Genomic DNA, 23,957 nt, shown 5'->3' with positions numbered 1-23,957 from the left:
TCATGCATGGTCAATCCGTGACGACGTAACTTTCGTTGAAGCCGGCGTCCCGAAGCCTTCTCGCCATGGCATCGAGGTCTTCAAGGGACTCGGCCGGGCCCACCCGTACGCGATAGGTGCCGCCATTTTCCGAGATGCTCACGGAGCCCATGTCATGGTGGCGCAGCCGGTTCTTTGCGGCCTCGGCATTGGCCTGTTCAGAGAAGGCGCCCACTTGGAGGAGCAGGCGCCCGTGAGCGAGCGCGGACTGTGCTGGTTGTCCCTTTACGTGGGTCTGCGCCGCATGGCCGGGGGCCTCGTCGGCGCTATTCGCCTGCCTCGGTGCGCTCGGGTCGTAGGTGACACTCAGGGCCTCGATCCTTACCGAGGCCGTCCCCTTGTCGATCATGCCGATGCGATCCGCTGCCGCATAGGAGAGGTCGATGACGCGCTCACGGGCGAACGGGCCGCGATCGTTCACCCGGACGATGACCGATTTGTCGTTGTCCAGATTCGTCACTCTGACGTAGGTGGGTAAGGGCAGCTGTGTATGGGCCGCCGTCAGTGTGTACATATCGTAGGGCTCGCCGCTGGAGGTGCGGCGTCCATGAAATTTCTTGCCATACCAGGAGGCTATCCCCTCCTCGGTAAAGCCGTGGGCATCCTTCGGGTCGATGACCGCATACTGCCGACCGAAGACCTCGTACGTTGTCGGATTGCCGTACTGGCTCAACGGCTCGTCGCGCGGCTCGGGCTCGTTCAGTCCACTGAGATCCGGGGGTATCTCGGGTCCGCGGTCCGATTCGCGCTCCTGCGCCGGGGGCGGCTGGTTCGCGGACTCAGTGGCGCAGGCGGGCAGGAAGGCGGCAACCAAGGCAATCCACAGCAAGCGCACCATCAGCGAGCCTCCCATTCATCGCGTATCGCTTCAGCCAGCTGGAAGGCTGCCAGCGCGTACAATGGGCTGTGATTGTAGCGGGTGATCACGTAGAAGTTACGCAGCCCGACCCAGTGCTCGGCCCCCGACGCGCCGTCCAGCTCCAGAAACAGGGCCTGTGCATCATCACGGAATTCCGCCTCGGGATCGATGCCGGCTTCTCGGAGCTCGCCGACCGTGGTTGTGAGCCGTATGCCATCACCGGTAAAGGCGTGCGTATCGGCGTCGTCCGCGACGTTGGCGGGGGCGACAACGGGTGCGCCGGCGCGCCAGCCATGTTCACTGAAGTAGTTGCCCACGCTGGCTACCGCGTCGGCGACATCGTTCATGAGGTCGCGCCGGCCATCGCCGCTGCCGTCCACGGCATAGTGCCGATAGCTGCTGGCTATGAACTGCGGCATGCCCATCGCGCCGGCGTAGGAGCCGCGTATCTCGAACGGGTCGAGCCCTTCTTCTTCGGTGAGCAGCAGGAAGTGCTCCAACTCGCTGCGGAAGAAATCCGCGCGGGGTGGGTAATCGAAAGCGAGGGTGAACAGCGCGTCCAGCACCCGATGGCGCCCAGAATGCTCGCCGTAACGGGTCTCCACGCCGATGATTGCCACCAGGATGGCGGGGTCGACGCCGTATTCATCGGCGACGCGGCTCAGGAGTTCTTCGTTTTCATCCCAGAAGGAGACACCGTCGCGGATGCGGTCCTCCTGCAGAAAGATCGAGCGGTATCGATGCCAGGGTAGCGCTTCCGCTGGCGAGGTGATGGCGTCGATGATGTCCTGCTGGTGCTGGGCGTCGGCGAGCACCCGCTCGACCCTCTCGGGCTCCAGGGCATGACGCTCCGAGACGTCGTGCACGAACGCCTGCAGCCCGGGAATATCACGGGTAATCGGCGTGTCGCTGGGGATACCGGTGGCCGGGGCCAGCAGGATCACGGCGAGCATTACTGGTGCGGACAGTTTGCGCATGAACCGTGGCTCTCGAAACGGACGGTGGTCTATCACCCGTGGTGTACCGAATGCCCAATGGCCCGGAAACGGGCGGGCCCGGGCCCGTCTCAGGACGCCCACAGCTTCCGATGGGTGTGTATCGACATGAGAATACCGAAGCCCGCCATCAGCGTCACCATCGACGTTCCGCCGTAGGAGACGAGCGGCAGTGGCAGGCCGACGACTGGCATAAGGCCAGAGACCATGCCGATGTTGACGAACACATACACGAAGAATGTCAGAGTCAGGCTGCCGGCCAGCAAGCGGCTGTAGGTGTCCTGCGCATTGATGGCGATATACAGGCCGCGCCCGATGATAAACAGATACAACGCCAGCAGTTGCAGCGCCCCCATGAGCCCGAATTCCTCGGCAAATACGGCGAAGATGAAGTCGGTGTTGCGCTCCGGGAGAAACTCGAGCTGCGACTGCGTTCCGTTCAGCCAACCCTTGCCGAACATGCCCCCAGAGCCGATGGCGATGGTCGATTGAATAATGTGATAGCCCGTACCGAGCGGATCACGTTCCGGGTCGAACAGCGTCAGCACGCGCTGCTGCTGGTATTCGCGCATGAGGAACAGCCAAAAGACGGGGATCAGCGCGGCGAAGGACAGGAGCGCCGTGACCAAGACGCGCCACCGAAGCCCGGCCAGGAACAGGACGAAGAATCCCGACGCGCTGACCAGTAGCGCCGTCCCCAAGTCGGGTTGCAGCACAATCAGCCCTGTTGGAATGGCGATGGCCACCGCGGCCGTGAACACCTGCAGCAGCGTTGGGGGCAGTGGGCGCATGCTGATGTACCACGCCACCGCCATGGGAATGGCCAGCTTCATGACCTCCGCGGGCTGAAACCGGACCAGGCCAAGGTCCAACCAGCGCTGGGCGCCTTGACCGACTGTGCCCACCAGAAGCACCAGCACCAGCAGGGCCAGCGCGCCCAGGAATACCAGCGGACTCCAACGTCGCAGCGCATCCGGAGGAATCTGCGCCATCACCACCATGGCGGTGAACGCCATCGTCATGCGCATCAGCTGGTTGTGCACCGCGTCCAGGGACTGGTTCGTGGCACTGTAGAGAATGGCCAGGCCAACACCGGAGAGTAACAGCAGCGCGGTGATCAATTGCACATCGAGATGCAGGATCCGCTGCACGATTGAGTGTCTGCGCGAGCGCCTCACCGGATCGGCCAGCTCAGACATCGCGCGATCCCGCCCCTGCACCATCCATATAGGCGTCCATAACCTGTCTTGCTATCGGTGCCGCGACACCGCCGCCACTGCCGCCATGCTCCACCAGCACCGCAATCGCGATGCGCGGCGCCTCTGCGGGGGCGAGGGCGGTGAACAGGGCATGGTCGCGCAGGCGACGTTCCAGCTCGGCCGCATCGTACTCGTCGTCCTGCCCCAGGCTGAACACCTGGGAAGTGCCGGTCTTGCCGGCAATCCGGTAGTCAAGCCCCGAGCTGATCCCCCGTGCCGTGCCACGTTGTCCGTGTACCACCTCGACCAGTGAGTCCATCAGGCGGTCCCAATGGTTGCCGCTGCTCAGATCGACCAACCGTTGCGACTCCGCCAGCTCCACCTCGCTGGTTTCACTGGTGTCGGCGTCGTGGATGGCGCGCAGGATGCGCGGTGGCCTGGCGCTGCCGCGGTTGGCGAGTACGGCCATGCCGTGGGCGAGCTGCAGCGGGGTGCTCAGGAAATAGCCCTGGCCGATTGCCGTGATGATGGTCTCGCCATGGAACCATCCCTCGCCGCGGGCCGTCCGCTTCCACTCCCGCGACGGGAGAATGCCAGCACGTTCGCCGGGCAGCCCGACACCCGGACTGCGACCGAAGCCGAAGCGCTCCAGAAACGCCGCCATCCGGTCGATCCCGAGCTCATAGCCCAGCTTGTAATAGTAGACGTCGCAGGACTGGCCCATGGCGTCAGCGAAATCCATGGGGCCATGGCCGCGCCGGCGCCAGCAACGCCAGCGGTGATCGACATTATTGATACTGAAATAACCGGGGCAGAACACGCGCTGCTCCGGGTCGAACGTGCCATGCTCGAGGCCGGCGAGGCCAACGAAGGGCTTGATCGTCGATCCGGGCGGATACTGGCCCCGGATCGCGCGATTGAACAGTGGCCGCTCTGGGTTCTCCTGGAGCGAGGCGTAGGTGGCGCGGTCGACGCCATTGACGAAGATGTTCGGGTCGAACGACGGCGTACTGGCCAAGGCCAGAATGTCTCCGTTGTCGACGTCCAGGGCGACCACCGCACCGGTTTCCTCGCCGAGCGCTTGCTCCGCGACGCGCTGCAGGTGACTGTCAAGGGTCAGCACCACGTCGTCGCCCGGTATTGGCGCCCGACGGCTCAAGGGTTGAATCACGCGCCCAAGGGCGTTGGTTTCCACCCGCTCCAGGCCCGCATCGCCGTGCAGGCGTTCCTCGAAGTGAAGTTCAGTGCCGGTTTTGCCAATATGGCTACTGCCGCCATAGCGCCGAGTGTCGACCTGTGAGAGTTCACGCGCGTTGATCCGCCCCACGTAGCCAATGGCATGGGCGGCGTGTGGCCCGTGCGGGTAGTACCGACTCAGGCGTGCCTCCACCTCCACGCCGGGAAAGCGATGGCGGTTCGTGGCGAAGGCCGCCACCTCTTTTTCCGTCAGGCGGACCTTGAGCGGTAGGGCTTCGAAGCGGCGCGAACGGGCCAACAGCTGCCGGAAGCGCTCCAGCTCGACATCGGAAATATCCAGGACGCGGCGCAGCCCCTTGAGTGTCTGATCCATCTCCTGGACCTGTTCCGGCGTCACCAGCAGCTGGAAGTTGGGCCGGTTTTCGGCCAGGACGATGCCGTTGCGGTCATAGATGAGCCCGCGGTTGGGCGGGATGGGCACCAGCTTGACGCGATTGGCCTGGGACAGGGTGGCGTAGCGTTGGTGCCCGGCGACCTGCAGCTGACCCATGCGCCCGCCCAGCAGACCCATCAGCGCAAGCACGCCCGCGCCGGCAAGCAATGCTCGCCGGGTGAAGTGGCGCTTTTCCTGGCCCTTGTCCTGGAGCTTGTTGCCGTTGCCGTTGCCGTTGCCACTGATCGCCATTTCCGCTACTGCACGCTAAAGCGGCGCCGCACGCCGCGCATGAGGATAAAGATCCACGGCCATAACAGGGTACCCACGACAGGCGGAAGCCAGTACGCCATTCCAGGCGTGGGCTGATCCACCAGAGCGCTGATCCAGGCCTGAATGACATGGACGAGCAGCAGGAGCAGCAACACGATCAGCGCCTGTTGGGGCAATGGATAGATGCGAATACGCTGGTGTAGCCGCAGCACAAGGTAAGCCATAATCGCGTAGGCCAGGGCGTGCTGGCCCAATAGCGTGGCCTGGACGGCGTCCTGGCCCAGCCCCACAAGCCAGGCGACAATCACCCCCACCCGATGGGGAACCGCCATGCACCAGTAGATCAGTACCAGCGCTGCCCATTCCGGACGAGCGAGACGCCCCCACTCGGGCAGGGGGACAATCGTCAGCATGTAGGCCACCACGATGCTTGCAAAAATGACCCAGCCCCCGCGCTGCGGCGCGAGCGTCATCGAAGCGGATCCTCCCGGGCGAGCTCCTCGATCTCCTGCAGCGCCTCAAGCTCATCGTCATCGAATCCCCGCTGCTCGCGTGGCCGGACCAGCAGCATCTCGCGGCTGCGGTCGAGTTGCGCCAGTGGCCGTGCTGTGACCCGTGCAAATGACTCGCCGGGCTGTCGCTCCACGCTGGTCACCTCAGCCACCGGATAGCCCCGCGGGAAGCGACCCGCCAGGCCGGACGTCACCAGCAGGTCGCCAGCCTGGATATCGGCATTGTTGGGCAGGTGTGGCAGATCCAGTTCGCGCAGATTGCCACTGCCGAACGCGATGGAACGTAGCCCGTTACGGTTGACCTGGACGGGAATGGCGTGGCTCGGGTCAGTGATCAGCCGCACCACCGAACTGGAGCGGCTGGTGCTGTCCACCTGCCCCATGACGCCGTCAGCGTCGATGACTGGCTGCCCGGTGAAGACGCCGCTGCGCGTGCCCTTGTCCACACGGATGATGTGGCGGTAAGGGTCGAGGTCCACGCGCATGAGCTCGGCGATGAGCACCGACTCTTCCACTTCGTAGGATGAGCCCAGAAGCCCCTGCAGGCGGATGTTTTCCCGCTCCAGCTGGTCCAATCGCTGCAGGCGGGCCTCGTAGAGCAGATGCTGGTCACGCAGCCGCGCGTTTTCCTCGATCAGCGCGGAGCGGCGGGCCAGACGTTCGGCGGCAAAGCCCGCAAGGTCGAAAGGAAGGTTGACCGCATAATGCACGGGGTGAACGGCCGTCTGGATCGACGAGCGCACCGGCTCCGTCAGGTGCTCCCGATGGTCGAGCATCATCAAGCCCGCTGATAGCAGCACCAGCAGGATCAGCCGGGTCGTTGCCGATGGGCCTTCAGCGAATAATGGCTTAATGGTAATCCCCGTCCGTTATTCTCGTCGTTACACACGGTTGACGCAGGCAGCCCGGGAAACCTCACACCAGGGAGGCCCGACTCGCTCAGGACCAGCGTGCTTAAGACTTCCAGTGTAACGGAGGATGATCCGTGAATCAGGTCACGCATAAGCCTGCCGGGCTGTTCGGTTGAGCGCTGGACACCGTCCCTAATCGACGGTGAACAGATCCAGGCCCTGTTCGTCCATCAGCTCCAAGGCGCGCCCTCCGCCGCGGGCGACGCACGTCAGAGGGTCGTCCGCCACAACCACCGGCAGGCCTGTCTCTTCCATGATCAGGCGGTCAATGTTGCGCAGCAGTGCTCCGCCGCCGGTGATTACGATGCCGCGGTCGGCCACGTCCGCGCCGAGTTCGGGCGGTGTCTGTTCCAGGGCCGTCTTGACTGCACCCACGATGCCCGACAGGGACTCCTGCAGGGCCTCCAGAATTTCGTTGCTGTTCAGCGTGAAGCTGCGCGGCACGCCTTGTGCCAGATTGCGCCCCTTGACGTCGATCTCGCGTACTTCGGTGCCGGGGAAGGCCGTGCCGATCTCGTGCTTGATGCGCTCGGCCGTGGATTCGCCAATCAGGATGCCGTAGTTGCGCCGCACATAGTTGATAATGGCCTCATCGAAGCGGTCACCGCCGATGCGAACGGATGCCGAGTAGACGATACCGTTGAGCGACAGCACCGCAACCTCGGACGTGCCGCCGCCGATGTCCAGCACCATGGAGCCGCGCGCCTCATCCACGGGCATGTTGGCCCCGATCGCCGCCGCCCGCGGTTCCTCGATGAGGTAGATCTCCCGTGCCCCCGCGCCAACGGCCGACTCCTTGATGGCCCGGCGTTCCACCTGCGTGGAGCCACAGGGGACGCATACCAGTACCCGGGGGCTGGGTTTGAAGAAGCGTGCTTCATGCACCTTCTTGATGAAGTGCTGCAACATCTTCTCGGTGACTGTGAAATCGGCGATGACACCGTCCTTGAGGGGCCGGATCGCGCGAATGTTACCCGGGGTGCGCCCCAGCATGCTTTTCGCCTCAGCACCGACGGCGGCAATCGTCTTCGAGCCACCGTCGCGATCCTGGCGGATTGCGACCACCGACGGTTCGTTGAGGACGATACCCTGGCCGCGTAGGTAGATGAGCGTGTTGGCCGTGCCGAGGTCGATGGAAAGGTCGTTGGAGAAAAGTCCACGAATGCCCTTGAACATTGCTGGGTCCCGGTATTCTATCCCGATGAAACGCCTGCACTTGGGTGCCCGGACGCGTGCCGGGCGCTGGTCGCCACGGTCGGTGCTTTAGTTCTGCGGTGTTGGCGCGAGAAGCTCGCTAATCTATCAGCGCACCCCGACTCCGGCAAGCCGACCGATGGTGCTGAAGCCCGTAATCATCGGGATTTGCCGACCAGGTCACGTTTGCGATCACGCGGCGATTCGCCGACAATCCCCGTTTTCCGGAAAGCCGGATTGAGGTAATTCATGTCCCTGAACAACGAGCAAGTGACCGAGATTGCGCACCTGGCACGGCTGAACGTCGATCCAGCCGACCTCTCCGATTATGCCCGCAACCTCTCCGACATTCTCGCGTTCGTGGAGGCCATGAACGCAGTGGACACCTCCAGCGTTGAGCCAATGGCGCACCCCCTGGAGATGCCACAACGCCTGCGTGAAGACGTCGTCACGGAGGAGAACCAGCGCGAGCGTTTCCAGGCCGTCGCGCCGCAGGTGGAAGGGGGCCTGTATCTCGTCCCCCGCGTCATCGAGTAACCGTCCAACGAAATGGGGCAGTCATCGTGTCCGATACCAGTAAGACCGTCGCCGAACTGGCCGCCGGCCTCGCCGCGGGTCGCTATTCCAGTGAAGAGCTGACCCGCAGCTGCCTGAGCCGCATCCGTGGTGCCGGCGCCGAGTTGAACGCGTTCATCACCGTGACCGAGGACCAGGCGCTAGCGGCCGCGCGGGATGCCGACAGGCGCCGGCAGGCTGGCGGGGCCGCGCCGCTTACGGGCGTGCCCATGGCCCACAAGGACATCTTCTGCACGAGCGACGTGCGGACCAGCTGCGGCTCACGCATGCTCGACAATTTCATCGCCCCTTACAACGCCCATGTGGTGGAGCGGTTCAACGCCGCGGGGATGGTGTCGCTCGGCAAGACCAACATGGACGAGTTCGCCATGGGGTCTTCCAACGAGACCAGTTTCTACGGTCCGGTGAAAAACCCCTGGGACACCTCCGCCGTGCCCGGCGGTTCCTCGGGCGGTTCGGCGGCCGCAGTGGCCGCGCGGCTGGTTCCAGCGGCGACGGGGACGGATACCGGCGGCTCGATCCGCCAGCCCGCGGCGTTGTGCGGCATCACCGGGTTGAAGCCCACCTACGGCCGCGTGTCACGTTATGGCATGATCGCATTTGCCTCCAGCCTCGACCAGGGCGGCCCCATGGCGCGTACGGCCGAGGATTGCGCGCTGCTGCTGGAGACCATGGCGGGGTTCGATGAGCGCGACTCCACCTGTGTGAATCGGCCTGTGCCCCGTTACAGCGAGCAACTTGGCGCAGACATTCACGGACTTCGGGTGGGGTTGCCGAAGGAGTATTTCGGTGACGGCCTCGACGCCGAGGTCGCCCGGGTCATCGACGCGGCCATCGCGGAATACCGCAAGCTCGGTGCTGAATTCCGCGAGATCAGCCTGACCAACACCGAGCTGGCGGTGCCCGCCTATTACGTCATCGCGCCCGCGGAGTGCTCGTCCAACCTCTCCCGCTTCGACGGCGTGCGTTTCGGCCACCGCTGCGAGAGCCCGCGGGACCTGGAGGATCTCTACAAGCGCTCACGTGGTGAGGGCTTTGGCGCCGAGGTGAAGCGGCGCATCATGGTGGGCACGTATGCGCTGTCCGCCGGCTACTTCGATGCCTACTACCGGAAGGCCCAGCAGATCAGGCGCTTGATCAAGAACGATTTCATGCGTGCCTTCGAGGAGGTGGATCTGATTCTCGGGCCCACCTCGCCCACGGTGGCGTTCAACATCGGTGAGCGCGCCGACGATCCGGTGAAAATGTACCTGTCGGATATCTACACTATCGCCGTGAATCTGGCGGGCCTGCCGGGCATCTCCATTCCGGCGGGCTTCACCAATGGGCGTCCGGTGGGGCTGCAGCTGATCGGCAACTACTTTGACGAGGGCAGGCTGCTGAACGCCGCGCACCGTTACCAGCAGGTCACCGATTGGCACACTCGGGCTCCCGAGGCGTTCGCGTAAGAGGGTACGAGACGATGGAATGGGAAACGGTCATCGGGCTGGAGATTCACGCCCAGCTTGCCACCCGCAGCAAGATTTTCTCTGCGGCGTCCACCAACTATGGCGCGGAGCCCAATACCCAGGCCTGTGCCGTGGATCTGGGGCTGCCCGGCGTGCTCCCAGTGCTGAACGGGGGCGCGGTGAATATGGCCATCAAGCTGGGCCTCGCGACCGGGTGCTCCATTGCCCCGCGTTCGGTGTTCGCACGCAAGAACTACTTTTATCCGGACCTGCCCAAGGGCTACCAGATCAGCCAGTACGAGCTGCCGATCGTCCATGATGGCGAGGTCATCATCGAGCTCGATGACGGCACGACCAAGCGCATCGGCGTGACCCGCGCGCACCTCGAAGAAGACGCCGGCAAGTCCCTGCATGAAGGCTTCGAGGGTGTCACCGGCATTGATCTCAACCGCGCCGGCACACCGCTCGTGGAGATCGTCTCCGAGCCGGACATGCGCTCGCCCCAGGAAGCCGTGGCCTATATGAAGAAGATCCACTCGCTGGTGCGTTATCTCGGCATCTGCGACGGCAACATGCAGGAAGGCTCGTTTCGTTGCGATGCCAACGTCTCCGTGCGTCCGGCTGGCTCCAACAAGTTCGGCACCCGCGCAGAGGTTAAGAACGTCAACTCCTTCCGTTTTGTGCAGCAGGCCATTGCGCACGAGGTGGAGCGCCAGATCGACCTGATCGAATCCGGTGGCACCGTGGTCCAGGAAACGCGCCTGTTCGACGCGGTCAAGGGCGAGACCCGTTCCATGCGGACCAAGGAAGAGGCCAATGATTACCGCTATTTCCCCGACCCGGACCTGTTGCCGCTGGAGATCGACGAGGCCATGATCGAGGCCGCCCGTAGCGAGCTTCCGGAGCTGCCGGACGCCAAGAAGCAGCGCTTCATGGCGCAGTACGGGCTGACCGCCTACGACGCTTCCATCCTGACCGCCGGCCGCGAGATGGCGGATTTCTTCGAAGGGGTCGCGGCAGCCGCCGGCGGTGAGGGCAAACTGGCGGCCAACTGGGTGATGGGAGAGCTCTCCGGGGCGCTGAACAAGGCGGGCCTGGATATCACCGAAAGCCCGGTCACCCCGGCCATGCTGGGCGGCATGATCAAGCGCATCACCGACGAGACCATCTCCGGCAAGATCGCCAAGGAAGTCTTCGAGGCCATGTGGAACGGCGAGGGCGATGCCGACACCGTGATCGAGACGCACGGCCTCAAGCAGGTCACCGACACGAGCGCCATCGAGGCCATGATTGACGAGGTCATCGCCGCCAACCCCGGGCAGGTGGAGCAGTACAAGGCAGGCAAGGACAAGCTGCTGGGCTTCTTCGTGGGCCAGGTGATGAAGGCCTCCAAGGGCAAGGCGAACCCGGCCCAGGTCAATGAGCTGCTCAAAAAGAAGCTGGCGAGCTGATTCATGCCCGCAGCTCCCGACCAACTCCACCGGTTCGTCTTCGAACACGCCAATGTGCGTGGCGAGCTGATCCAGCTGGATCGTACGCTGCAGGAGGTGCTGGCACGCCACCAATACCCCGGAGTCATTATCCGGGTTCTCGGCGAGGCCCTGGCCGCCGCGGGCCTGCTGTCGTCCGTTCTCAAGTTTCGCGGCTCGTTGATTCTCCAGCTGCAGGGCGAGGGCACATTGCCCATGCTAGTGGCCAGTGCCACCCACGAGCAGGAGCTGCGGGCGGTCGCCCGCCACACCGAGGATGCGGCGTCGATCGAACTGGACGAGCCATTGAACGGCATGTGCAAGCAGGGCTACCTGGCCATCACCATCGATCCGACCGACAGCGACGACCGCTACCAGGGGATCGTGCCGCTGGAAGCGGAGCGTCTGGGCGAGGCGGTGGAGACCTACTTCACGCAGTCTGAGCAGCTGCCCACCCGCGTTTGGCTCGCCTGCGACGGGCAGCAGGCGGCAGGACTGCTCATGCAACGGTTGCCCGGAGACGCCGGCGAGGATGCCGACGCCTGGAACCGCGCCGAGCACCTGGCGGCAACCATCACCGAGGGGGAACTCCTGGGGCTGGGTCCTCGGGAGATCATTGGGCGGCTGTTCCACGAGGAGGACATCCGCCTGTTCGAGCCCGAGCCGGTGCGGTTCAATTGCCATTGCTCACGGGAGCGCGTTGCGGCGGTGCTGGAGGGGTTCGGCTATGAGGAGGCCCAGGGCATCGTCGCGGAGCAGGGCGAGATCGAGGCGGCGTGTGAGTTCTGCGGCGCCACCTATCGCTTCGATGCGGTGGACGTTGAGCAGCTCTTCAGCGGTGGCAGCATCGACCCGCCCGATAACACGCAGCATTGACGACGCACTTCTCCACCCCCTTCGATTATCCTCGGAGGTGGGCCACAGGCGTAGCATTAGCCGCAGGCGTAATGCACCGTCAAACCAAGCGCGCCGCAAGGCGCATCATTTCCCGCTCGTATCCCCGCACACACTGCACTGCGGATCCCGCGTCACGGTAAAGCTTCGCCACTCCCCTGTACGCGCGTCCCAGAGCGTCACGCGCCCGGTTGCCGGCGTGCCGAAGCCGGTGATGAGTCGGATCGCCTCGGTGGCCTGGAGGCTGCCGATGACGCCCACGACGGGGCCAAGCACGCCGGTCTCGCTGCAGGTCTCGTGGGGGGTGTCGCGCTCCGGTGGAAACAGGCAAGCATAGCAGGGGCCCTCCGGCAGGTCCGGCCGGAACACGCCCAGCTGGCCTTCCAGGCGGATGGCCGCGCCGGAGACAAGTGGTGTTGCGGCCGCCACGCAGGCGGCGTTGACGGCGAAACGGGTCTCGAAGTTGTCCGTGCCGTCGAGCACCACATCGGCGGCAGCGACAGCGTCGTGCAGGCGCCGCCCCTGCAGCCGGTCCCCGATCAGCTCGATGGCAGGGTCCGGATTCAAGGCATGGAGCCTGTCCCGGGCCGAGTCGGTCTTCGCACGCTCGAGGTCAGCGGTCCCGTGCAGAATCTGGCGCTGGAGATTGGTGAGGTCCACGTGGTCATCGTCGGCCAGGGTAAGATGACCGACCCCCGCGGCAGCCAGGTACAGCGCCGCCGGCGAGCCGAGCCCGCCGAGCCCGACGATCAGCACCCGCGCCCGGCCCAAGGCCTCCTGCCCGGCCATGTCGACCTCGGGCAGCATGATTTGGCGGCTGTAACGCAGCAGACCGGCATCATCCATCATCCATCGGCGCTCTTTCGCTCATAACGGCCTTCGGTGAATCGCTCCTGCCTCTGGCTGTCCCGGGTTGTCTGGACGTCGTTGAATCCCGCCTCGCGCAGCACCTCCCGGACTGCCCCGCCTTGCCGATAGCCGTGCTCCAGTACCAGCCAGCCGCCCGAACGCAGGTGACGCGGAGCATCGGCGGCGATGATCCGGATGGCGTCCAGGCCGTCGGCGCCTGCAAGCAGCGCCGCGGGCGGCTCATGGGTGGCCACCTCCGCGTCCAAGTCCGGATCCTGTTCGGCCACGTACGGCGGGTTGCTGACGATCAGCTCGAAGGTCTGTGCCGCCAACGGGGCGAACCAGTCCCCGGCACGCCAATGCACCCGGAGCTGCAAGCGCTCCCCGTTGGCCTGGGCCATCGCCAGGGCGTTCCGGCTTGCCTCCACGGCGCTGATCATCCAGTGCGGGCGTTCGGCGGCCATGGCCAGGGCGATAGCGCCGCTGCCCGTGCCCAGATCGAGTGCCCGGATGGGTGCATCCGCCGGCTGGCGGGTGAGGGCGCGCGCCACCAGTTCTTCCGTTTCCGGGCGAGGGATGAGGACGCGCTCATCCACCATGAGCTCCAGGGTTCGAAAGGGCTGCGATCCCAGCAGATAGGCCAGCGGTGTCCCGTCGAGGCGACGCTGCATCAGCGCCCGGAACCTGGCCGTGACCGCTGCGGGCAGCGCCCGATCGCCGTCGTGCTGCAGCCTGGCCCTGTCCGCTCCGGTGACATGCATCAGCAGCCAGTCGCCCTCGCGGCCGGGCAGCTGCGTGCGCGCCTCGCGGAGCAAGCTGGTGGCTGTCTCGCTCACGGGTTAGATCCAGCCCAAGGCGCGCGCGGTAATGGCGCGCTCCTCCAGCATGACGGGAATGCCGTCCTCGACAAGGTAGATCCGCTCGCCATTTTCGGTGATCAGGGCCTCGGTGACCGGGCCGGTGACCGCCGTACCGTCCTGGTATTGCACTCGCCCCTCCTCGATCAGGGCGTTTAGTTCGTCCAGGCGCTTCTTGGGCAGCGGCTCCACCGGGATCTTGGTCACCGGGCAGCAGAGGATATCCAGCAGCTTGCGATCGATGGCCATGTTAATGCCTAGTCTCCATGAAAGGTTGATCATTGCCCGGGCGTTTTCGCACGGTGGTTGCACCATCGGCGTGATGATACCGCGCTGGACAGCCGGCGACGACTTCCTCGGCCACATGCGCCCCCTGGCCGGACTGATGTCGACCCCGGAGCCGGCGCCATTCTCGACAGGGGCCGGGGTATCGATGTCGGGCAACACATTCACTCGCGGCAGCAACGTGCTGCGGTCGTGGCGCCAAACACGGTGAGCGTAGCGATTTCGAGCGTGGCTCGCTATGATGCCGGGTTCTGTAATGCTCTTGAAACCAGGTGAACCCTCATGGTTGATCCAGCGACCGTCAACGGCTTGGTTGACGATATCAACGTTCTCTCTCAGGACCTATTGCCCACTCCGGAGGAGGTGCACCGCCGACTGCCGCTGACCGAAAGCGCCCGGGATACGGTGCTCGTCGGCCGCAAATGCGTGGAGGAAATTCTTGATCGGGAGGACCCGCGCGTGTTTGTCGTGGTAGGGCCCTGCTCGATTCACGACATGGAGCTTGCCCGCGATTACGCACGGCGCCTGAAAACGCTCGCCGACCAGGTCAAGGAGTCGGTGTTCATTATCATGCGGGTGTACTTCGAGAAGCCGCGAACGACCGTCGGCTGGAAGGGGTTCATCAACGACCCGCACATGGATGACTCGTTCCGGATCGACGAAGGGCTCCAGTACGCCCGCGAGCTGCTGCTCGAGTTCGCCGAGATGGGCTTGCCAACCGCCACGGAAGCCCTGGACCCGATCACACCGCAGTATATCTCCGACCTCATCACCTGGACGGCCATCGGCGCGCGGACCACGGAGTCGCAAACGCACCGCGAGATGGCGAGTGGTCTGTCCACGCCGGTGGGTTTCAAGAACGGCACCGACGGCAACCTGCAGTCGGCCGTCAACGCCCTGCACTCCGTGGCCAACCCGCACAGCTTCCTGGGCATCAACTACCAGGGCCAATGCTCGGTGGTGCGCACACGAGGAAACAGCTACGGGCACCTGGTGTTGCGCGGCGGCGGTGGCAAACCGAACTACGACTCGGTGAGTGTCGCGTTGTGCGAACAAGAGCTCACCGAAGCCGCGCTGCCTGCCAACATCGTGGTGGACTGCAGTCATGCCAACAGCAACAAGGATCCTGCACTGCAGGCCCTGGTTTTAGACAATCTCGTGAACCAGATCACGGAAGGCAACCGCTCACTTGTCGGTATGATGCTCGAGAGCAATATCCACTGGGGAAACCAGAAGCTGCCGGACGATGTCTCTCAACTGCAGTACGGGGTATCCATTACGGATGCATGTATCGACTGGGAGACGACGGAGCGTGTGGTGCTTGACATGGCCGAGCGGTTAAGGCCCGTGCTAGGGCAGCGTATGGGTCAAGGGTCTTGATTTTGCGCTGTTTGGGCGGCGCTGATATAAAGGCATCAAGCTTGGATGGCACTGGACAGTCGAACTATTTCGTCGGTGGGCGATCACCATGAGGTAGGCTCTTTGCGCTACCCCCCGATGTCCGGCCAGCGGCGATTGGGTCTGGCTGGCCCCTCGGGGCTCGAACGACGGAGGAAGCAGACATGAACGACAAGAACATCAAGAACAGGATGCCGGTTGAGGACTTCGTCCCCTATCAGGAGCAAGCGGGTGAAGAGTACATGAACGCAGAACAGCTGGAGCACTTCCGCCAGCTACTGCTCGCATGGAAACGGCAGCTGCAGGAAGAGGTGGAGCGGACCGTGCATCATATGCGCGATGACGCCACCAATTATGCGGACCCGGCCGACAGGGCCACCCAGGAAGAGGAGTTCGCATTGGAACTGCGCACCCGGGATCGCGAGCGCAAGTTGATCCGCAAGATCGACCAGACGCTCGAAGCCATCCGCAAGGACGATTACGGCTTCTGTGAGCAGTGCGGGGTGGAAATCGGGCTTCGGCGCCTTGAGGCTCGCCCGACGGCAACACTGTGCATTGACTGCAAGACGCTGGAGGAAATCCGGGAGAAGCAGCGCGTTGCCTGACGGCGCCCCCACGCGTCGGGCGTGAATCGACGGCGAACGCTTGTAGAGCAAATGAACGGGCTGTTACTTCGGTGGCAGCCCGTTTTGCGTTGAGTGGAAATGATGCTGACGCCGTTCAGGCGTGCAGGACAACCTGCTACGATAATGTTATCATATTGCATTATTGACGCAGCGACAGACACTCCGCCATGAACGCTCCCTGGTTGACACGCTTGTGTGCACTCTCGCTGCTGTGCCTCCATGGCCCTTTGCTGGGCGCGTTGCCGGTGACGGTCAGCGTGCCGCCGCAGGGCTACCTGGTGGAGGCGATCGGGGGTGAGCGTGTCGATGTGTCGATCATGATCGAGCCCGGGCGGTCGCCCCATACGTTCTCGCTCTCACCGCGGCGGATGATGGCGCTGGATGATGCGCAGGTGTATTTCAAGGTCGGCCATCCGGATCTGGCGTTCGAGCAGCGATTTCTGAATCACGTCGAGGGGCAGGGGCGCGGGGTGCGTATCGTGGCTCTTTCCGAGGGTGTGGATCTGGTGCGCCTGGATGAGGAACACGACCACGACCACAGCCATGGCGAGACGGACCCCCACCTCTGGGTCTCACCCCGGATCATGCGCGCGGCGGCGGAACGGGTTGCCGACGCCCTGATCGACGCCGACCCTGACGGAGAAGCGGACTACCGCGCAGGGCTTGAGCGTTTTATCACCGACGTGGATGCGCTGGATGAGGAGATCCGGTCACGGTTCGAGCCACTGGAGCGGCGCCGGTTTGTTGTCAATCATCCCGCCTGGGGTTATTTCGCGCGTGATTACGATATGGAGCAGGTGGCCATCGAGTCCGGCGGACGCGATCCGTCACCGGCCGAGCTGGCGCGGTTCATCGAGGCAGCCAAAGCGGAAGATGTACGGGTAATCTTCGTGCAGAAGGGCTTTTCCCAGCGTGGTGCAAAGACCATTGCCCAGGAAATCGAGGCCGTGGTGAAAACGGTGGATCCGCTGGCTGAGGACTGGCCGGACACGCTGCGCCGCATGTCCGAAGCCATTCACGAGGCCCTGGGCTCATGAGTGCCGTACTGGACGTCCGCGGTGTGACCTTCGGCTATGAGCGCGAGGCCGTGCTGCGCAATGTCAATCTCACCATCGGTTCGCAGGATTTTCTCGCCATCATCGGCCCCAACGGCGGCGGCAAGACCACGCTGCTGCGCCTGATCCTTGGTCTGGCGACACCCTGGAGCGGTTCCATCGACTGGCCGAGCGGCCTGCTGCCGGGGGCGGTCGGTTACGTGCCCCAGTTCTCTACCTTCGACAAGAACTTCCCCCTGCGCTTGCGCGATGCCGTGGTCATGGGGCGTCTGAGCCGCGGTGGCCTGATCGGGCGGTATCGCCGGGCCGATTATCAGGCCGTGGACCGGATCCTTGAGCGGTTGCACCTGGAGCGGCTCGCTGCCGTACCAATCGCCGACCTGTCCGGGGGGCAGTTGCAGCGCGCATTGATTGCCAGGGCGCTGGTGGGCGAGCCGCAAATCCTGTTCCTCGATGAGCCCACCGCGTCGGTGGATGCGCAAACGCGCCGGGTGCTCGGGGAGGTCCTGAACGAACTCAACCAGCGCATCCCCGTTGTCGTGATCACCCACGATGTCACCGGTTTTGCCACTCAGGTCAAGCAGATCGCCTGCGTCAATCGAGAACTCTACTACCACGGTTCGGGTCAGCTCAGCCACGCGGATCTGGCCGAAGCCTATGGCTGCCCGGTCGAACTCATCGCCCATGGCGTGCCCCACCGGCTTCTGCGCGACCATACGCCTGCCACGGTCAACGCATGAGCGAACTACTGGCGCTGCTCGACTACGAGTTTGCCCGCAACGCCCTCATGGCGGCCGTGCTGGCGAGCGTCCTCGCGGGCACGGTCGGCACTTTCGTGGTGGTGAAACGCCTGGTGTTCATTGCCGGGGGTATCAGCCATGCGGCCTTTGCCGGGTTGGGATTTTGCTATTGGCTGGGTGTCAATCCGCTGATCGGCGCCGTGGTGGTTGCTATTCTGGCGGCGCTGCTGCTGGGCTGGTTGGGGGAGGGCCGCGGGCGTTCCCAGGACGCCATGATCGGTGTCCTCTGGGCCGGTGGGATGGCCACGGGGATTGTGTTCATTCACATGACCCCGGGCTATGCACCCAATCTGATGACTTACCTGTTCGGCGACATTCTGACGGTGAGCCGAGCCGATGTGCAGCTGCTCGCGGTGCTGACAGGCGCGGTGATCGGGGTGACGGCCCTGTTCTACCGCACGTTGGTGGCCGTGGCCTTCGATGAAACCTTCGCCAGCGTGCAGGGCATACCGGTGCGCCGGATGACGACGCTGCTGCTGGTTCTCGTCGCCCTGTCGGTGATCATGCTGATCCAGGTCGTTGGAATTATCCTGTTGATTGCGCTATTCACCATTCCCCCCATGATCGCGCTCATGCTGGCCCAGCGGTTCGTTATGGTGCTTGCCGTCGCCGTCCTGGCCGGGCTGATGACCTCCACGGGCGGACTGGTGGGCTCCTACTGGCTGGACCTCCCCTCGGGCCCGGCCATCGTGCTGTTTGGCATCGCCGCGCTCGTTGTGGTGCGCGCGCTGAACTGGCTGCGCTCCGGTTACCACGCCCGGCAGGCCGTCGGCGGCCCAGGAGACTAGCCTCCTGCTACCGGCCGTCGCTCTTGCCGATGGCGGCAAGCTGATTCGCTTGGTGTTCCTGGATGAGTGGCCCGATTACCGGCTCGAGATCCCCCTGCAGCACGTGCTCGAGCTTGTAGAGCGTGAGATTGATGCGGTGATCCGTGATGCGTCCCTGGGGAAAGTTGTAGGTCCGGATGCGCTCGGAGCGGTCACCGCTACCGACCAGGGAGCGGCGCTGCTCGGTCTGCTCGGCCTCCTGCTGTGAGCGCTGGGCGTTCATGATCCGCGCCTGTAGATACGACAGGGCCTTGGCGCGGTTCTTGTGCTGAGAGCGCTCCTCCTGACACTCCACGACGATGCCGGTTGGCAGGTGGGTCATGCGGATGGCCGAGTCCGTCTTGTTAATGTGCTGGCCACCTGCGCCCGAAGCGCGAAACGTATCGACCTTGAGGTCGTTGGGATTGATCTCGACTTCCTCGAGCGCATCCGCTTCGGGCAATACCGCCACGGTGCATGCGGAGGTGTGGATGCGCCCCTGGGATTCGGTCTGCGGCACCCGCTGGACCCGGTGCGCGCCGGATTCGAACTTCAGCCGGGCATAGGCGTCGTCACCGATAATGCGGACGATTATTTCCTTGTAGCCCCCCTGCTCGCCGTGGCTCTCGCTGATGACTTCCATGCGCCAGCCGCGCACCTCGGCGTAGCGGGCGTACATGCGGTAGAGATCCCCGGCGAACAGCGCCGCCTCGTCGCCCCCGGTGCCGGCGCGAATCTCCAGGAAGATGTTGGCCTCGTCGTTGGGATCCTGCGGCAGGAGCAGCAGCTCCAGTTCGCTCTCCAGCTGCGCCAGGCGCGAGCGGGCCGATTGCGCCTCGTCCTCGGCCATGGCCCGGATCTCGTCGTCGTCATCGCGCAGCATGCTCTCCGCGGAGGCCAACTCCCCCTCGGCCTGGCGGTATTGCCGGAACGTGGCCACCAGCGCCTCCAGCCGCGCGTACTCCTTGGACCGCTCCCGGAACTGCCGCTGATCCTGGATGACCTCCGGCTGGGACAGCAGACCGCCGAGTTCCTCGAAGCGTTCCTGCAGCTGCTCCAGCCGGTCGTGAATCGAAGCCTTCACCGGTATTCTGTCCTCGCTGTAATCAGGTCTGTTCGTCGTCGGTGCCCAGCAGAAAGCGTCCATGGTCCAGCAGGTCCCCACGGCCGCGCTCACTCGCCTCCCGCAGCCGCGACGTCGGCTGATGCAGGAGTCGGTTGGTGAGCGTGTGGGCGAGGTACTCCATGACCGCTTCCGGGTCCTCGCCGCGGGCCAGGCGGCGTCGGGCCCGTGCCAGCACCTCATCGCGATGTGCCAGACCCTGATCGCGGTAACGCCGGATCACCGGCACCGACTCCAGGCTGCGCCGCCATTCCTGGAAGCGCTCGACCTGCAGCTCGATGATTTCCTCGGCCTGGCGGGCGGCGTCCTCTCGGGTGCGCATGTTGTCCTGGATCACTTCCTGGAGATCATCCACCGTGTACAGGTAGACGTCGTGCAGGTTGCCCACTTCCGGCTCAATGTCACGCGGCACAGCGATATCCACCATGAAGATCGGCCGGTGCTTGCGTCGCCGCAGTGCCCGCTCCACGCTGCCCTTGCCTAGGATGGGGAGCTGACTGGCGGTGGAGGCGACCACCACGTCCGCCTGCTGCAGGTAGTCCGGCAGGGCACCCAGGTCAATGGCCTGTGCGTTATACCGATCCGCCAGCTGGCGTGCGCGCTCGCGGCTGCGGTTGGCGACGATGAACTGGCGCATCCCCTGCTCGTGCAAGTGGCGCGCCGTCAGCTCGATGGTCTCGCCCGCGCCGATGAGCAGCCCCGTGTAGCCGCCAAGGTTGCCGAAAATCTGCCGCGCCAAGCTGACCGCCGCAAAGGCCACGGATACCGGATTGGACCCGATGCCGGTTTGAGAACGGACCTGCTTGGAGACCGCGAATGCGTGCTGGAAGAGTCGGTCGAGCACCCGCCCCAGCGTCCCTGCTTTCATGGCTTCGGTGTACGCCGCCTTGGTCTGACCGCCGATCTGAGGCTCGCCCAGCACCAGAGAATCCAGGCCCGGGGCGACCCGCAGTAAATGCCGCACCATCTCCGCATCCTGGTGGATGTACAGGTAAGGCCGCACCCAGGACGGATCCACGCAATGGGATTCCGCCAGCCAGTGCAAGACGGTGTTGTGCGACGTGCGGTCTGCCAGGACGGTATAGACTTCCGTGCGGTTGCAGGTGGAAAGGAGTGCCGCCTCGTGGACACCGGGGCGCGATTTCAGATCGCCCAGCGCTCGCCCCATATGCTTGCCCTCGAAGACAAGCCGCTCCCGCACCTCCAGGGGGGCACTCTTGTGGTTGAGGCCAAGGGAGAGCAGTGGCATCGATGACCCGGAAGTCTCCACGGACATAAATGGTCCCGACTGACGATTCGGTTGATGTCTGTATGATACAGCACCAGCACCCGCCCACCTCACCACTCAATGCAGGATCCCGATTGGGGATTGAGCTTGGGCATGTGACGGCCACGGATACTCCCGCGTTGCTGGTGGTTCGCGCCGCCGGAGCGGGGGGTGAAGCGTGGCGATTGTCGGGAATGCGCGACGGCAATACAAGCACACGGCGCTGCTGCCCTGTCTCGCGTGCGGGCGTGAAGGTATAGTAGGCGTCGAGAAACAGACACTTGTACTGTGGAGTAGGGTCGGCGAGGTGGTATTGGAATTGTGCAGATGACGGCTGAACACAGGGGCGGCTGGCAGCTGTCGGCGCGCGCTTGGATGGTTGCCGCGTGCCTGGCCGTTGCCGGGTGTGCCACCTTCGAGCAACCCGCAGTGCAGCATGAAGAGCCCCGCCCCGACGTTCTGGACGCCCAGCCCGTGCCGGAACCGGATGACGATCTCCTGTACCAGGTGCTCGTGGCCGAGCTATCGGGTGCCGCCGGCGACATCGAGCAGTCTGTGGCGGCCTGGCGTCGTGCCATGGTGCTCACCGACGACCCCCGCATCGCCGAGCGGGCCACACAACTGGCCTTGTATAGTGAAATGGAAGAAGCAGCGCTGGAAGCGGCGGAGCGCTGGGCGAAGCTGGTGGATGAGCCCCCCGTGCAGCTACACCAGATCCTCGGTTTTTTGTATCTGCGGGATGGGCAGGCCGAGCCCGCTGGACACCACCTGCGTCACGTGCTGGTGGCGGACGAGCAGCCGCCGGAAGAGCTCTTCGAGCGGCTCAAATCGGCTTTGGGAACCGAGCAGGCCCGTGGCGTCGCGCTGGAGGTCGTTCAAGGGTTGGTGGAGGAGTATCCTGGTCACCCCGCCGGCTATCGGCTGCTTGCAGGGCTCGCCCTGCGAGCCGGTGAGCCGGCGTTGGCGCTGGAATCGGCGGATGACGGGCTGGCACTGGAGCCGGACGACCGCGATTTGGCCTTACTGCGGGTGGAAGCCCTGCTCGCCATGGGCCAGCTTGATCAGGTTCTGCAGGGTCTCGAGGCGATGCTGGCGGCCCACCCGGGCGACTGGCAGTTGCGTTTGGACTACGCCCGCATCCTGCTCGACGCCGGTTACGAGCAGAAGGCACTGGCGGAATTCGAGCGCCTGCACGCCGAGCGCCCTGACAACGCCGACGCCCTCTACGCCACGGCGTTGCTCACCCTGGAAGCCGGTTACCCGGAGGAGGCCCGCGGCTACTTTCTGGCACTGGTGGACCTTGGCGAACGCCTGGGCGCCGCCCATTATTTCCTCGGCCGTATCGCGGAGGACGAGGGCGAGGAAACCGCCGCGCTCCACTGGTACGGGATGGTCGACGGTGAATACGCGGACCAGGCCGGACTCCGGCGCGCAGTGATCCTGGGTGGCCAGGGGCGTATCGCCCGCTCGCGGGAAGCCTTCGATGAGTTTCGCGCTCGTTACCCGGAGCACGCGATCCGCGCCTTCCTGATGGAAGGAGAGGTGTTGCGGCGCGCGGCCCGCCTGGATGAGGCGGCGGAACTCTACGACGAAGCGCTAAGGGCGCACCCGGATCAGAGCGATCTGCTCTACGGCAGGGCGCTGTTGAAGGTGGCTCGGGATGACGTGGAGCAGGCGGAAGCCGATCTGCGCCGAATCCTCGAACAGAATCCCGATCATACGCACGCACTCAATGCCCTGGGCTACACACTGGTGGACATGACGGATCGCCACGAGGAAGGGTTTGAGCTCGTGCAGCGGGCGTACCGCCAGGAACCGGGCGATCCGGCCATCCTGGACAGCATGGGCTGGGCGCACTTCCGGCTCGGCAACACGCGCGAAGCGCTGCGGTATCTGCAAAAGGCCTATGACAGGCAGCCCGACGGCGAGATCGCGGCGCACCTGGGTGAAGTGCTCTGGGAACTGGATGAGCGCGAGCGGGCCCGGCAGGTATGGCGCGAGGCCCTGGAGCGCGAACCTCGGCATGAGGTGCTGCGGGAGACCTTGAATCGGCTGGCTCCGGCGGAGTTGGACCAATGAAACGATGGGTTTCACAACTGTGGCTGCCCGTCCTGCTGGCGCTGGTACTGGCAGGGTGTGCCGCCGTCCCCGAACCCGATGAGACACTTCGGGAGGAACGCTTCGAGGAGCGCCGCGAGCAGCTGCTGGCCTTGACCACCTGGAGAGCCATCGGCCGGGCGGGCATCAACACCGCCGATGAGAGCGTCAGCCTGAGCATGGAGTGGCGTCAGGTGGGCCAGGCCTATCGCCTGGACATGCGCGCGCCCATGGGCGCCGGCAGCTTTCGGCTGCAGGGTGACGAGCAGGCGGTTGTACTGCGCACATCTGACGGCACCACCGACAGCGCCGGTCATGCGGGGGATTTGCTGCGCCGCTACACCGGCCTGGATCTCCCTGTGGAGGTGTTGCCCTGGTGGCTGCGCGGAATTCCGGCGCCCCGTCTGGCAGTGGACGCCCTGGAACTCGACAGCGATGGTCGCGTGGAGCGCATGGAACAGGCGGGCTGGACGATCGAGTACACGGCCTACAGAAATAGCGGTTCCGTGGAGCTGCCCGCGCGGTTGTTCATGGATGGGCCGGGCATCAGCCTGCGGGCCCATATCCGAGACTGGAAAATGGACGGCGAGGACATTTGAGGCCCGGCACGACTGCCGGCATCACACTAGTGTCCTGTCCCGCAAATAACGTTACGATTGTCGCGGCCCTGACGTCCCCTGGCGGCGTTGCGCCTCCTCGCCGTAGTCCCCGCTACGCCTCGTCGGCGCGCCTTGCCAGGAACCGTCAGGATCCACGCCAATTTTCGCAACGTATTTACGGGACAGGACACTGGCG

Annotated in this window: 23 protein-coding genes; 11 read left to right on the top strand and 12 right to left on the bottom strand. The window is 64.6% G+C overall.

Annotated features, from left to right (window positions below; translation table 11 throughout):
* Window positions 1-10: 10 nt before the first annotated feature.
* The 7 genes from QZT63_RS01285 to QZT63_RS01255 all read right to left on the bottom strand — a co-directional run bounded on the left by QZT63_RS01285 (window position 11) and on the right by QZT63_RS01255 (window position 7,594).
* Window positions 11-877: a septal ring lytic transglycosylase RlpA family protein gene (locus tag QZT63_RS01285; RefSeq protein WP_290647877.1), complete on the bottom strand. Its 867-nt coding sequence runs from the start codon at window positions 875-877 to the stop codon at window positions 11-13.
* Window positions 877-1,875, bottom strand: a complete 999-nt coding sequence (mltB, locus tag QZT63_RS01280; RefSeq protein WP_290647875.1) for a lytic murein transglycosylase B — start codon at window positions 1,873-1,875, stop codon at window positions 877-879. Before mltB ends, QZT63_RS01285 begins: the two co-directional genes overlap by 1 nt.
* Before the next feature lie 89 nt (window positions 1,876-1,964).
* Complete coding sequence (rodA, locus tag QZT63_RS01275; protein ID WP_290647873.1) at window positions 1,965-3,092, bottom strand: rod shape-determining protein RodA; 1,128 nt, start codon at window positions 3,090-3,092, stop codon at window positions 1,965-1,967.
* Window positions 3,085-4,974 carry a penicillin-binding protein 2 gene (gene mrdA / locus QZT63_RS01270; RefSeq protein WP_290647871.1) on the bottom strand — a complete coding sequence of 630 codons (1,890 nt, stop codon included), beginning with the start codon at window positions 4,972-4,974 and terminating at the stop codon, window positions 3,085-3,087. The genes rodA and mrdA overlap by 8 nt, the downstream gene beginning before the upstream one ends.
* Before the next feature lie 5 nt (window positions 4,975-4,979).
* Complete coding sequence (mreD, locus tag QZT63_RS01265; RefSeq protein WP_290647869.1) at window positions 4,980-5,468, bottom strand: rod shape-determining protein MreD; 489 nt, start codon at window positions 5,466-5,468, stop codon at window positions 4,980-4,982.
* Complete coding sequence (gene mreC / locus QZT63_RS01260; protein ID WP_290647896.1) at window positions 5,465-6,361, bottom strand: rod shape-determining protein MreC; 897 nt, start codon at window positions 6,359-6,361, stop codon at window positions 5,465-5,467. Before mreC ends, mreD begins: the two co-directional genes overlap by 4 nt.
* Before the next feature lie 189 nt (window positions 6,362-6,550).
* Window positions 6,551-7,594 (bottom strand): rod shape-determining protein, encoded by a 1,044-nt coding sequence (locus QZT63_RS01255; protein WP_290647867.1) that lies wholly within the window; start codon window positions 7,592-7,594, stop codon window positions 6,551-6,553.
* 267 nt (window positions 7,595-7,861) lie between these two features.
* Between QZT63_RS01255 and gatC the strand changes: the two genes are divergently transcribed.
* The 4 genes from gatC to hslO are packed head-to-tail and all read left to right on the top strand — an operon-like array spanning window position 7,862 to window position 11,981.
* Window positions 7,862-8,149, top strand: coding sequence for an Asp-tRNA(Asn)/Glu-tRNA(Gln) amidotransferase subunit GatC (gene gatC, locus QZT63_RS01250; RefSeq protein ID WP_290647865.1), 288 nt, complete (start codon window positions 7,862-7,864; stop codon window positions 8,147-8,149).
* A gap of 26 nt (window positions 8,150-8,175) precedes the next feature.
* Window positions 8,176-9,636, top strand: coding sequence for an Asp-tRNA(Asn)/Glu-tRNA(Gln) amidotransferase subunit GatA (gene gatA, locus QZT63_RS01245; RefSeq protein ID WP_290647863.1), 1,461 nt, complete (start codon window positions 8,176-8,178; stop codon window positions 9,634-9,636).
* Window positions 9,637-9,650: 14 nt separating this feature from the next.
* The gene (gene gatB, locus QZT63_RS01240) at window positions 9,651-11,087 is read left to right on the top strand and encodes an Asp-tRNA(Asn)/Glu-tRNA(Gln) amidotransferase subunit GatB (RefSeq protein WP_290647861.1); all 1,437 of its coding nucleotides are present in this window, start codon (window positions 9,651-9,653) and stop codon (window positions 11,085-11,087) included.
* A 3-nt stretch (window positions 11,088-11,090) separates the two neighbouring features.
* Window positions 11,091-11,981 carry an Hsp33 family molecular chaperone HslO gene (gene hslO / locus QZT63_RS01235; protein ID WP_290647860.1) on the top strand — a complete coding sequence of 297 codons (891 nt, stop codon included), beginning with the start codon at window positions 11,091-11,093 and terminating at the stop codon, window positions 11,979-11,981.
* 105 nt (window positions 11,982-12,086) lie between these two features.
* On the opposite strand, the gene moeB is transcribed toward hslO, so the two are convergent.
* The 3 genes from moeB to QZT63_RS01220 are packed head-to-tail and all read right to left on the bottom strand — an operon-like array spanning window position 12,087 to window position 13,954.
* A complete protein-coding gene (moeB, locus tag QZT63_RS01230) occupies window positions 12,087-12,848 on the bottom strand; it encodes a molybdopterin-synthase adenylyltransferase MoeB (RefSeq protein WP_366635505.1) in 762 nt (253 codons plus the stop codon).
* Entirely contained in the window at window positions 12,845-13,684 is an 840-nt protein-coding gene (prmC, locus tag QZT63_RS01225) for a peptide chain release factor N(5)-glutamine methyltransferase (RefSeq protein ID WP_290647859.1), read from the bottom strand. The genes moeB and prmC overlap by 4 nt, the downstream gene beginning before the upstream one ends.
* 3 nt (window positions 13,685-13,687) lie before the next feature.
* Complete coding sequence (locus tag QZT63_RS01220; RefSeq protein ID WP_290647857.1) at window positions 13,688-13,954, bottom strand: Trm112 family protein; 267 nt, start codon at window positions 13,952-13,954, stop codon at window positions 13,688-13,690.
* A 318-nt stretch (window positions 13,955-14,272) separates the two neighbouring features.
* Here QZT63_RS01220 and QZT63_RS01215 point away from each other — a divergent pair, with 318 nt between their 5' ends.
* The 5 genes from QZT63_RS01215 to QZT63_RS01195 all read left to right on the top strand — a co-directional run bounded on the left by QZT63_RS01215 (window position 14,273) and on the right by QZT63_RS01195 (window position 18,657).
* Window positions 14,273-15,370: a 3-deoxy-7-phosphoheptulonate synthase gene (locus tag QZT63_RS01215; RefSeq protein WP_290647856.1), complete on the top strand. Its 1,098-nt coding sequence runs from the start codon at window positions 14,273-14,275 to the stop codon at window positions 15,368-15,370.
* Between the two features lie 209 nt (window positions 15,371-15,579).
* Window positions 15,580-15,993 carry an RNA polymerase-binding protein DksA gene (gene dksA, locus QZT63_RS01210; protein ID WP_290647892.1) on the top strand — a complete coding sequence of 138 codons (414 nt, stop codon included), beginning with the start codon at window positions 15,580-15,582 and terminating at the stop codon, window positions 15,991-15,993.
* Between the two features lie 188 nt (window positions 15,994-16,181).
* The gene (locus tag QZT63_RS01205; protein WP_290647855.1) at window positions 16,182-17,051 is read left to right on the top strand and encodes a zinc ABC transporter substrate-binding protein; all 870 of its coding nucleotides are present in this window, start codon (window positions 16,182-16,184) and stop codon (window positions 17,049-17,051) included.
* A complete protein-coding gene (locus QZT63_RS01200; RefSeq protein ID WP_290647854.1) occupies window positions 17,048-17,809 on the top strand; it encodes a metal ABC transporter ATP-binding protein in 762 nt (253 codons plus the stop codon). The genes QZT63_RS01205 and QZT63_RS01200 overlap by 4 nt, the downstream gene beginning before the upstream one ends.
* Window positions 17,806-18,657 carry a metal ABC transporter permease gene (locus QZT63_RS01195; protein ID WP_290647853.1) on the top strand — a complete coding sequence of 284 codons (852 nt, stop codon included), beginning with the start codon at window positions 17,806-17,808 and terminating at the stop codon, window positions 18,655-18,657. The genes QZT63_RS01200 and QZT63_RS01195 overlap by 4 nt, the downstream gene beginning before the upstream one ends.
* A 7-nt stretch (window positions 18,658-18,664) precedes the next feature.
* Here QZT63_RS01195 and prfA read toward each other — a convergent pair whose 3' ends face one another.
* Window positions 18,665-19,759 carry a peptide chain release factor 1 gene (gene prfA, locus QZT63_RS01190; protein ID WP_290647852.1) on the bottom strand — a complete coding sequence of 365 codons (1,095 nt, stop codon included), beginning with the start codon at window positions 19,757-19,759 and terminating at the stop codon, window positions 18,665-18,667.
* 22 nt (window positions 19,760-19,781) lie between these two features.
* Window positions 19,782-21,074 carry a glutamyl-tRNA reductase gene (gene hemA, locus QZT63_RS01185; RefSeq protein WP_290647851.1) on the bottom strand — a complete coding sequence of 431 codons (1,293 nt, stop codon included), beginning with the start codon at window positions 21,072-21,074 and terminating at the stop codon, window positions 19,782-19,784.
* 318 nt (window positions 21,075-21,392) lie between these two features.
* Between hemA and QZT63_RS01180 the strand changes: the two genes are divergently transcribed.
* Window positions 21,393-23,144 (top strand): tetratricopeptide repeat protein, encoded by a 1,752-nt coding sequence (locus QZT63_RS01180; RefSeq protein WP_290647850.1) that lies wholly within the window; start codon window positions 21,393-21,395, stop codon window positions 23,142-23,144.
* Window positions 23,141-23,761, top strand: coding sequence for a lipoprotein insertase outer membrane protein LolB (gene lolB, locus QZT63_RS01175; RefSeq protein ID WP_290647849.1), 621 nt, complete (start codon window positions 23,141-23,143; stop codon window positions 23,759-23,761). Before QZT63_RS01180 ends, lolB begins: the two co-directional genes overlap by 4 nt.
* Window positions 23,762-23,957 lie beyond the last annotated feature (196 nt).

This window comes from Aquisalimonas sp., from assembly GCF_007120195.1.
Classification (GTDB): domain Bacteria; phylum Pseudomonadota; class Gammaproteobacteria; order Nitrococcales; family Aquisalimonadaceae; genus Aquisalimonas.
This window is presented reverse-complemented; position numbering and strand designations above follow the sequence as displayed.